9 protein-coding genes are annotated in these 9368 nt (G+C 68.3%); 4 read left to right on the forward strand and 5 right to left on the reverse strand.

The genetic code is table 11. The annotated features are described in order from the left end of the window. Complete coding sequence (locus GGR04_RS08315) at window positions 1-831, reverse strand: GGDEF domain-containing protein (protein ID WP_183199369.1); 831 nt, start codon at window positions 829-831, stop codon at window positions 1-3. A gap of 277 nt (window positions 832-1108) precedes the next feature. Between GGR04_RS08315 and cysK the strand changes: the two genes are divergently transcribed. The 3 genes from cysK to GGR04_RS08330 all read left to right on the forward strand — a co-directional run bounded on the left by cysK (window position 1109) and on the right by GGR04_RS08330 (window position 3311). Then, on the forward strand, window positions 1109-2137 hold the full coding sequence (cysK, locus tag GGR04_RS08320) for a cysteine synthase A (RefSeq protein ID WP_183199370.1): 1029 nt from the start codon (window positions 1109-1111) through the stop codon (window positions 2135-2137). Window positions 2138-2337: 200 nt separating this feature from the next. Beyond that, entirely contained in the window at window positions 2338-2637 is a 300-nt protein-coding gene (locus tag GGR04_RS08325; RefSeq protein WP_183199371.1) for a mechanosensitive ion channel family protein, read from the forward strand. A 71-nt stretch (window positions 2638-2708) separates the two neighbouring features. Then, the gene (locus tag GGR04_RS08330) at window positions 2709-3311 is read left to right on the forward strand and encodes a mechanosensitive ion channel family protein (RefSeq protein ID WP_376769843.1); all 603 of its coding nucleotides are present in this window, start codon (window positions 2709-2711) and stop codon (window positions 3309-3311) included. A gap of 195 nt (window positions 3312-3506) precedes the next feature. Here the strand turns inward: GGR04_RS08330 and rpsU are convergent, their stop codons facing one another. The 4 genes from rpsU to GGR04_RS08350 form a co-directional block, all read right to left on the reverse strand. Beyond that, window positions 3507-3791, reverse strand: a complete 285-nt coding sequence (gene rpsU, locus GGR04_RS08335; protein WP_183199373.1) for a 30S ribosomal protein S21 — start codon at window positions 3789-3791, stop codon at window positions 3507-3509. Window positions 3792-3900: 109 nt separating this feature from the next. Then, complete coding sequence (locus GGR04_RS08340; RefSeq protein ID WP_183199374.1) at window positions 3901-4167, reverse strand: hypothetical protein; 267 nt, start codon at window positions 4165-4167, stop codon at window positions 3901-3903. A gap of 138 nt (window positions 4168-4305) precedes the next feature. Then, the gene (locus tag GGR04_RS23900; protein ID WP_246392959.1) at window positions 4306-4518 is read right to left on the reverse strand and encodes a cold-shock protein; all 213 of its coding nucleotides are present in this window, start codon (window positions 4516-4518) and stop codon (window positions 4306-4308) included. Window positions 4519-4840: 322 nt separating this feature from the next. Beyond that, window positions 4841-6220, reverse strand: coding sequence for a cytochrome P450 (locus GGR04_RS08350; RefSeq protein WP_183199376.1), 1380 nt, complete (start codon window positions 6218-6220; stop codon window positions 4841-4843). Between the two features lie 257 nt (window positions 6221-6477). Between GGR04_RS08350 and gyrB the strand changes: the two genes are divergently transcribed. Further along, window positions 6478-8916: a DNA topoisomerase (ATP-hydrolyzing) subunit B gene (gene gyrB, locus GGR04_RS08355; RefSeq protein WP_183199377.1), complete on the forward strand. Its 2439-nt coding sequence runs from the start codon at window positions 6478-6480 to the stop codon at window positions 8914-8916. Window positions 8917-9368: the final 452 nt, after the last annotated feature.

The following is a 9368-nucleotide window of genomic DNA, read 5'->3' on the forward strand; positions in this document are numbered from 1 at the left end:
TCAGACGGCCGCGATGCGCTGGGGTCTCTCGGCGTCCTCGCCTCGCGGCGCTTCGGCGAGCGCGGCGCGTGTCTGGTCGAGCGAGCCGAGCTGCGTCAGCGTCGAGCGGTTCCGGCCGGTCGCCTTGGCGCGGTAGAGATTGGCGTCGGCGAGCTTGTAGAGCGCATTGAAGGCCACCGGATTGCGGAAGGCGATGCCGCCGAGGCTGACGGAAAGGCGCACGCGCCGGTTCGCCGGCCCGACCTCCAGCTGGTGGATGGCGAGGCGTAGCCGCTCGGCGACGATGCGCCCCTCCTCGTATCCGGCGTTGCGCAGGAGGATGGCGAACTCCTCACCGCCGAGCCGCCCCACGAGATCGTTCTGGCGCACCGAGCGCCGCAGCGTGTCGGCGATCGCCGTCAGCGCCTCGTCGCCGGTGTGGTGGCCGAGCCGGTCGTTGATGCGCTTGAAATGGTCGGCGTCGATGATGAGAAGCGTGCAGGCCGGCATGTCGCCCGACCGCAGCCCGCCCATGCGGGCGATCGCGAGTTCGGCGGACTTCTTGAAGGCGGTGCGGTTGAGCACCTGCGTCAGCCCGTCGCGCGTGGCGAACTCGAAGAGCCGGCGGTTCTGCGTGCGAAGGCGCATGATGCGCGCCACGGCGTAGAGCTGCAGCGGCAGCGCCGAGCCGAGGAGGACGAGAACGCAGAAGACGAGGGAGCCTCGGGCCTCGGGCGCCGCGAAGCCGCCGAAATGATAGTGCACGGCGAGCACCACGACGCCGACCATCGTCGCCGTCAGCCCCAGCAGTTCGAGGCAGAAGCGCGTGAGGTGATCGATCGAAGGGTGCATGCGGGGGATCCTCTCTCGAGCTTGCCCGCCACAGTGCCGTCTGCCGCTTGCGGAAGCATGAAGGCCACCCGGCGCCTTTTACCCAACCCCCGCAAAGTCGAGCGCGGAATGGCGCAACAGGGCGCGCGTTTCGCAGCGGCGGGGCGCCGTGGAGCAATTTTTCGCAAAACGCCGTTCGTTCGCAGCCCTGTGCGTCGTGCCAGCGCTCCGTTCCGCGCTAGATTGGAAGCGACGTCCGGCCGATGGGGCCACGGCGAGCGAAGAGAGGAAGCTTTCCATGGACAAGCCCGTGAACGAGCAACCGGCGCGCACCCAGGGCCGGGGACGCATCTACGATTCCATTCTCGACACGATCGGCGACACGCCGCTGGTGCGCCTCGACAAGCTGGCCACCGAGAAGGGCGTGAAGGCCCATCTTCTCGCCAAGCTCGAGTTCTTCAACCCGATCGGCTCGGTGAAGGACCGCATCGGCGTGGCGATGCTCGAGGCGCTGGAGGCGGCCGGCACGATCCGGCCCGGCCACAACACCCTCATCGAACCGACCTCCGGCAATACCGGCATCGCGCTCGCCTTCGCGGCCGCCGCCAAGGGCTATCAGCTCATCCTCACCATGCCCGACACGATGTCGGTGGAGCGGCGCAAGATGCTGCGCCTGCTCGGCGCCGAACTCGTGCTGACAGAGGGCGCGCGCGGCATGAAGGGCGCCATCGCCAAGGCCGAGGAGTTGCGCGCCGAGATCCCGAACGCGGTGATCCCGCAGCAGTTCGAGAACGCCGCCAACCCGCAGATCCACCGCGTCACGACGGCGGTGGAGATCTGGAACGACACCGATGGCGGCGTCGACATCCTCGTCTCCGGCATCGGCACGGGCGGCACCATCACCGGCACCGGCCAAGTCCTGAAGAGCCGCAAGCCCTCGGTGCAGGTCGTGGCGGTGGAGCCCGAGGCCTCGCCGGTGCTCTCGGGCGGCGCGCCCGGGCCGCACAAGATCCAGGGCATCGGCGCGGGTTTCGCGCCGGCCATTCTCGACCGCGAGATCTACGACGAGGTGGTCGCCGTCTCCAACGACGAGGCCTTCGAGACGGCACGGCTCGTGGCGCGGCTGGAAGGCGTGCCGGTCGGCATCTCGTCGGGCGCCGCTCTCGCGGCGGCGATCAAGGTCGGGCGACGGCCCGAGAACGAGGGCAAGCAGATCGTCGTGATCATTCCCTCCTTCGCCGAGCGCTACCTCTCGACGGCCCTCTTCGAGGGGCTGGTGGACGACGCCGAGCCGAAGGAAAAGCCGCGCGGCGCGCCCTCGATCTGACGCGGCGCCGGGTTTCCTCCCGACCCGAGCGTCACAGGGGTCGCCCTCGCCGGGCGGCCCCTTTTTTGCGCCGACGGGGCGGCTGACGGCGTGACCGCAACCCTTTTCTTTTGCCGCGTGTGGCCTCTGTAGGGGAAAAACGAGCGCCGTCCGAACGGGTCGGCGTTCCCACCGCCCCTTTCTCGACGAGCCCATCGCCCATGCCCCTTCAGGATACGATCGAGACCTCCGGCACCTTCCTGCGCACGCTGGCCGCGCAGGCTGCAGCGTTCCTGCCGAACCTCCTCATCGCCCTTCTCATCCTCTGCGTCGGCTTCTTCCTCGCCGGGCGTCTCGCGGCCGTCGTGGCGCGCGCGCTCGGCGTCTCCGCCCGGATCGACGAGACCGTGCGCGGGCCGCTCGTCGCGATCGTGCGCTACGTGGTGATCGTCTTCACGCTGCTCGTGGCGCTGTCGCAGGTCGGCGTGCAGATGACCTCGCTTCTCGCCATTCTCGGCTGACCTCGCTTCTCGCCATTCTCGGCGCCGCGGGCCTTGCCGTCGGCCTCGCCCTGCAGGGCACGCTGACCAACATCGCCGCCGGCATCATGCTCCTGTGGCTGCGGCCCTTCCGGGTCGGCGATTACATCGAGACGCAGCTCGTCAGCGGCACGGTGCGCGAGATCGGCCTCTTCGTCTGCCATCTCGAGACCTTCGACGGGCTCTTCGTCTTCGCGCCGAACTCGACGCTCTGGAACGTCTGGATGCGCAACCATTCGCGCGCGGCCTCGCGCATGCTGGCTTGGACGGTGACGCTGCCGCGCACGATCGACTTCGACGAGGCGCGGGCGTTGCTCGTCGGCGCCTTTCCGCAGGATGGCGGAGAGGACGCGCTGTCGGAGCCGGTGGTCTTCCTCGACCAGCTGACAGCGGAGGCGCAGATCCTCGTGCTGCGCGGCCGCGTCAAGGAGGGGGCGATCTCCAATGTGCAGCGCGCGACGGCCGAGCGCATCCGGTTGATCTTCACCGAGCGCTACGGCGCGGAGGGTGAGCCGAAGGCGATCCAGCGCACGCTGCCCGCCGATGCCGATCCCTCGCGCTATCTCGGGCGCGACGAGGCACCGGAGGCGAGCCGGACGCTCGTCTCGCGCCGCCCCGACGAACCCGCGCCCGCGTTGCCCGCTGCGAACCTCTAGAGCCGATGCAGCGAACGCGGGTTCGCCAGATCGGCTCCGCGGTCCTGTTGGCAGCCTTGTCCGAACATGAAAGTCGGCTCGGCCTTGGCTGAAACCTCCGGCCCCAAACGCGAAAACCCGGCCCTGCGTGACAGGACCGGGTTTTCGAAAGGTGAGAAAAGGTCGCGGGAGAAGTAGCCCTTCCGGCCGGTCTCGTCAGTCGCGCGAGAAGCCGGAGGCCGCGCGCGGCGCAGGAGCACCCGGCGCGCCGGGGCGCAGCTTGGGCTTCGGCGCGGGCAGCAGGCCTTCGCGTTGCGCCTGCTTGCGGGCGGCCTTGCGGGCGCGACGGATTGCGTCCTGCTTCTCGCGAACGCGACGCTCGGACGGCTTCTCGTAGGCGCGACGCGCTTTCATTTCGCGGAACACACCCTCGCGCTGAAGCTTCTTCTTCAGCGCCCGAAGGGCCTGATCCACGTTGTTGTCTCGGACGTCGACTTTCAAATTCTTTCCTTCGCAAAGGTCGGACGGGCTCGCGCGACCGGCGAAACGCCAACGCGGAAATCCCGATCGGGAGGGGGCCCGGATCGGGAGAAAGCCCGGTTCAGGAGGTTCAGGAGGCCGGCTTGGCCTTGGCGCGAGTTGAGGCGGGCTTGGCCGCCGCCTTGCGGGTCGTCTTGGGTTTGGGTGCCGCCAGGGCCTGCGTCTCGGCTTCGGCGGCGTCGCGGGCGAGGCGCATGGCCTTCAATCGCGACGTCTTCTCATTGACGGCGCGGCTTTCGGCCGCGATCATCGAGACGGCCGAGCCTTTGTCGCCATGCTTGACGGTCGGTACGAACTGCGCGTCGGCGCGGTCGCGTGCGGTCTGACCTTCGTCCATCGGAAGGGCCTTTCGCTGGAGCACCCCGGCGCGCACGAGGCGCGACGGATCATGTGGCCGCGCGGCGGCGGCCGGGGGATGAGCGAACGGCGGGCCTCACCGCAGCGCGGAAGGCCCGGTCGTTCACGCGTCCCGCTATCAGGCCATCTGAACGTTGACGGCCTTCGGACCCTTGCCGCGCGTGTCGGGCTCGACGTCGAAGGAAATGCGGTCGCCCTCGTTGACCGAGGAGAGGCCGGCGCGTTCAAGCGCGGACACGTGAAGGAACACGTCCTTCGCGCCGCCTTCCGGCGTCACGAAGCCGAAACCCTTGGAGCTGTTGAAGAACTTGACGGTGCCGATCTGGGGCAAGGGAAGACTTTCGCGGCTGCGCCGTGCCCGGACGGGCGCGGGGTGGAAGACACCGAGGCGCGGGCGACGGACTTCCGGTTGGGTGGAAACCCGGATGCGCCAGGAGCGCCGCCGAATCCCTGCGAGTCGGAAGTTCACGTCGAACGGCGATAGGAATGTCGGTTCCGTGCGAGAAGGCCGGCCATGCCGGCTTTTCGTTCCGGCCGTCTGGCGGCACGGAGGAAGCATCCACCCTATCCCGGGTCAGCAAAAATGCCCGATGCCCCTTACATGGGCGCTTTTCACTTGCAAAGCAAGTCGAACGCCGAAGACGAAGGCCGCCTCAGCGCCGCTCCACCCGCATCGCCAAGGCCTCGCGCGGCTGCACGGTGATCTTTTGGACGGGATGGGGCGGGGCGGCGCCGGCATGGTGAAAGCGGAGATGCCGCAGCAGGCTGGCGAGCGCCACCACGCCCTCCTGCATCGCGAAGCTTTGCCCGATGCAGACGCGCGGGCCCGTGCCGAAGGGCAGGTACTGGAACCGGTCGATGCGCTCGCGTGCGCCGGGCATGAAGCGCGCGGGCATGAAATGGGCCGGCCGGTCCCACAGGCGCTCGTGGCGATGCACGAGCCAGGGCATCACCAGAAGCGAGGCGCCGGCGGGGATCTCCATGCCCGGCACCCGGTCGGCCGCCAGCGCCGTGCGGTTGAGCGAGGGCGCCGGCGGATAGAGCCGCATCGCCTCCTCGAAGGCGGCGCGGGTGCGCGGCAGCGCCTCGGCCCATTCCACGGGGTCGGGAAGGCCCGGCAGCCGCTCGTCGAGCTCGCGCTCCACGAGATCGCGCTCGGCCGGCGCCTGCGACAGGAGGTAGAGCGTCCAGCCCAGCGCCCGCGCGGTGGTCTCGTGGCCGGCGCCGATGAAGGTGATGATGTTGTCCTCGACCTCCGAGGCGGAAAGCCCCTCGGCTTCGAGCAGCAGCGTCAGCAGGTCGCGCGGCACGCCGGCGGGATCGCGCACCATGGCCGCGCGCCGGCGCGCCATGGTCTCGGTGATGAGACGCCGGAAATAGCGCTGCGAGCGCTGGCCGAGGAGACGGCGCAGGCGCGGCACGAAGGCGGGCGCGCCGAGGAGATCGAGCGGGTCGACGCGCCCCATGCGGCGCAGCGAGGCGTCCATCGAGCGCGCGAACTCGGCCGGCTCGCCGGCGATGTCGTCGGAGAAGAGGGTCGCCTGCAGGATGTCGTAGGTCAGCAGCGTCATCTCGTGCGACAGGTCGATCCGCTGCCCGTCGCGCGCCGCCAGCCCTTCCGCGAAGCGGCGCGAGCGCGCCTCCATCGCATGGGCGAGGCCGGCGATGTTGCGCGGCGTGAAGACCGGCGCGATCGCCCGCCGGGTGCGCCGCCAGAGTTCGCCCTCGGCCGTCAGCAGCCCGTCGCGCAGCAGCGGGCGCAGGATGCGCTGGCGCAGCGGCTGCATCGGGTAGTTGCGGGCGTTCTCCACGAGGCAGTGTCGGATGCTTGCGGGATCGTTGACGATGATGGTGGGCACGTTCAGCCAGTCGGCCCGCAGCACCGGCTCGCGATAGGCCCGCTCGCCCCAGATCTCGATCGGGTTGCGCGAGGCGGTGAGGACGAAGCGGGCGAAGCCGAGCGGGCGGGGATGGGGCACGGGCGCGGGCGCTCGGAAGGGCTCGGCGGCGGAGGGCTCGGCGATGCCGGGCATGGCGGGTCTTGGAGGCTGCATCCTGCGGATATGGCCCGCCGCTCCCGACTTCGCCAGCCGAGCCCTGTAGCGACCCGACGACGCGCAGGCGAGCCCTTCGAGCGAAATGCGGGAGGGAGCGTCGTCGATGCGCGCTGGCAGGCCTCCGAAAGCCCGCAAATGCTTGGATTGCGAGTGGAAAACCTCTATATGAGGGGAGGCCGTGGTGGCGGCCCGACCGGAGCCGGCGACGGCTCGCGCCAGCGTTTAGGAATTCCATGTCGCAAGCCCCCGAGACGAACCCCGCCGTGCCCGCGGAGTACGGTGCCGATTCGATCAAGGTGCTCAAGGGTCTCGACGCCGTGCGCAAGCGGCCGGGCATGTATATCGGCGACACCGACGACGGCTCGGGCCTGCACCACATGGTCTACGAGGTGGTGGACAACGCCATCGACGAGGCGCTGGCCGGCCACGCGACGCATGTGACCGTGACGCTGAACCCCGACGGCTCCTGCACCGTCACCGACAACGGGCGCGGCATCCCGACCGACATCCACACGGGCGAGGGCGTCTCGGCGGCCGAAGTCATCATGACCCAGCTCCATGCCGGCGGCAAGTTCGACCAGAACTCCTACAAGGTCTCCGGCGGCCTCCACGGCGTCGGCGTCTCCGTCGTCAACGCGCTGTCGGTGTGGCTGAAGATGAAGATCCGCCGCAAGGGGCAGATCCACGAGATGAGCTTCACCCACGGCGTGCCCGACGGCTCGTTGGCGGTGACGGGCGAGGCCGGCACCGAGACGGGAACCGCGATCACCTTCCTGCCCTCGCAGGAGACCTTCCGCGGCGTCCTGACCTTCGACTACGCCACGCTCGAGCACCGGCTGCGCGAACTCGCCTTCCTGAATTCGGGCGTGCGCATCATCCTCACCGACAAGCGCGCCGCCGACGAGAAGCGCACCGAACTGTTCTACGAGGGCGGGCTCGAGGCCTTCGTCCGCTATCTCGACCGCGCCCGCAAGCCGCTGATCGCCGAGCCCATCGTGCTCTTCGGCGAGAAGGACGGCATCACCGTCGAGGCGGCGCTGTCGTGGAACGACTCGTACAACGAGAACGTCCTCTGCTTCACCAACAACATCCCGCAGCGCGACGGCGGCACGCACATGGCGGGCTTTCGCGGCGGGCTGACGCGCCAGGTCATCGGCTATGCCGAGAATTCCGGCGTGCTCAAGAAGGAGAAGGTGACGCCGACCGGCGACGACTGCCGCGAGGGCCTGTCCTGCGTCCTCTCGGTGAAGGTGCCCGACCCCAAGTTCTCCTCGCAGACCAAGGACAAGCTCGTCTCCTCCGAGGTGCGCCCGGTGGTGGAGAGCCTCGTCAACGAGACGCTCGCCACCTGGTTCGAGGAGCATCCGCAGGAGGCGCGGATCGTGATGGCCAAGGTGGTGGAGGCGGCCGCCGCGCGCGAGGCCGCCAAGCGCGCCCGCGAGCTGACGCGCCGCAAGGGCGCGCTCGACATCACCTCGCTGCCCGGCAAGCTCGCCGACTGCCAGGAGAAGGATCCCGCGAAGTCCGAGCTCTTCCTCGTCGAGGGCGACTCGGCCGGCGGCTCGGCCAAGGGCGCACGCTCGCGCCAGAACCAGGCGATCCTGCCGCTGCGCGGCAAGATCCTCAACGTCGAGCGCGCCCGCTTCGACCGCATGCTCGGCTCCGACCAGATCGGCACGCTGATCACCGCGCTCGGCACCTCGATCGGCAAGGACGAGTTCAACCCCGACAAGCTGCGCTACCACAAGATCATCATCATGACGGACGCCGACGTCGACGGCGCCCATATCCGCACGCTGCTCCTCACCTTCTTCTTCCGGCAGATGCCCGAGCTGATCGAGCGCGGCTACATCTACATCGCGCAGCCGCCGCTCTATAAGGTGACGCGCGGCAAGCAGAGCCAGTATCTGAAGAACGAGAAGGCGCTGGAGAACTACCTGATCGAAGGCGGGCTGGAAGACGCCATGCTGACGATGGGCTCGGGCGAGGTGCGCGTGAAGCGCGACCTTCGCGTGCTCGTGGAGGACGCGCTGCAGGTGCGCCAGATCCTCGGCGGCCTCCACTCGCGCTACAACCGTCCGGTGGTCGAGCAGGCGGCCGTGGCCGGCGCGCTCAGCCCCTCCGTCGCCGAGAACGGTGGCGAGGCCGAGGTGATGGCCGACCGCATCGCGCGGGCGCTCGACGCCGTGGCCGAGGAGACCGAGCGCGGCTGGATCGGCGAGGCCGACGGCGAGGGCGGCTACCGCTTCCAGCGCACGGTGCGCGGCGTGCTGGAGGTGCAGGCGGTGGACGCGCCGCTCATCCATTCGGCCGACGCCATCGCGCTGCATCGCCTGGCGCCGCGCCTCGGCGAGATCTACGAGACCTCGCCGATCCTCAAGCGCAAGGAGACCGAGCGCGCGATCTCCGGCCCGCTCGAGCTTCTGGCGGCGGTGTTCGAGGTCGGGCGCAAGGGCCTGTCGCTGCAACGCTACAAGGGCCTCGGCGAGATGGACCCCGAGCAGCTCTGGGAAACGACGCTCGACCCCGAGGTGCGCTCGCTCCTTCAGGTCAAGGTTCCCGACGCCGTCGACGCCGACCAGCTCTTCTCCCGCCTGATGGGCGACGAGGTGGAGCCGCGGCGCGAGTTCATCCAGGAAAACGCCCTCCAGGTCGCCAATCTCGACATCTGACGAAGGTTGTAGCGAACTGTTTCTTAGGCCATTTAATTACCTGGTTAGGGCAATTGATTCTATATTTAGGGCAACTATCAGGATTCTCGCGATATAATAATGTCCGCCATGTATTGATCAAGGCGATATTTCCATAGAATAGGCTTGAACACCAACGCATGGCCCATGGGGGCAGAAAAAAACTTCCCCTTACCTCCTGCTGACAGAAAACTTTCGAAATTCCCTCTACAACTCCCGATCCGGTAATATTGATTATAAATACCGTGCAGAAAAAGCGTCGAAATTCCACGAGGCTCAGGAGCTGTTAATTCGCTTTGAAGTCTGATTCGGTACGGCTTTCGGACGAAGGTTCGGATGGCCGGTCTGTTTTTTCTGAGCGAGCGCCAGATGGCGCGGATATCGCCGTTCTTCCCGTTGTCGCACGGCGTCCCGCGGGTCGACGATCGCCGGGG

The sequence above is a fragment of the Aureimonas pseudogalii genome, from assembly GCF_014196835.1.
Taxonomy (GTDB): domain Bacteria; phylum Pseudomonadota; class Alphaproteobacteria; order Rhizobiales; family Rhizobiaceae; genus Aureimonas; species Aureimonas pseudogalii.

Bases quoted from the DNA above. Each gene is read 5' to 3' on its own strand.
- GGR04_RS08315 (WP_183199369.1), bottom strand. From the start codon at position 831: ATGCACCCTTCGATCGATCACCTCACGCGCTTCTGCCTCGAACTGCTG.
- GGR04_RS08340 (WP_183199374.1), bottom strand. From the start codon at position 4,167: ATGGACGAAGGTCAGACCGCACGCGACCGCGCCGACGCGCAGTTCGTA.
- GGR04_RS08350 (WP_183199376.1), bottom strand. From the start codon at position 6,220: ATGCCCGGCATCGCCGAGCCCTCCGCCGCCGAGCCCTTCCGAGCGCCC.
- cysK (WP_183199370.1), top strand. From the start codon at position 1,109: ATGGACAAGCCCGTGAACGAGCAACCGGCGCGCACCCAGGGCCGGGGA.
- GGR04_RS08325 (WP_183199371.1), top strand. From the start codon at position 2,338: ATGCCCCTTCAGGATACGATCGAGACCTCCGGCACCTTCCTGCGCACG.
- gyrB (WP_183199377.1), top strand. From the start codon at position 6,478: ATGTCGCAAGCCCCCGAGACGAACCCCGCCGTGCCCGCGGAGTACGGT.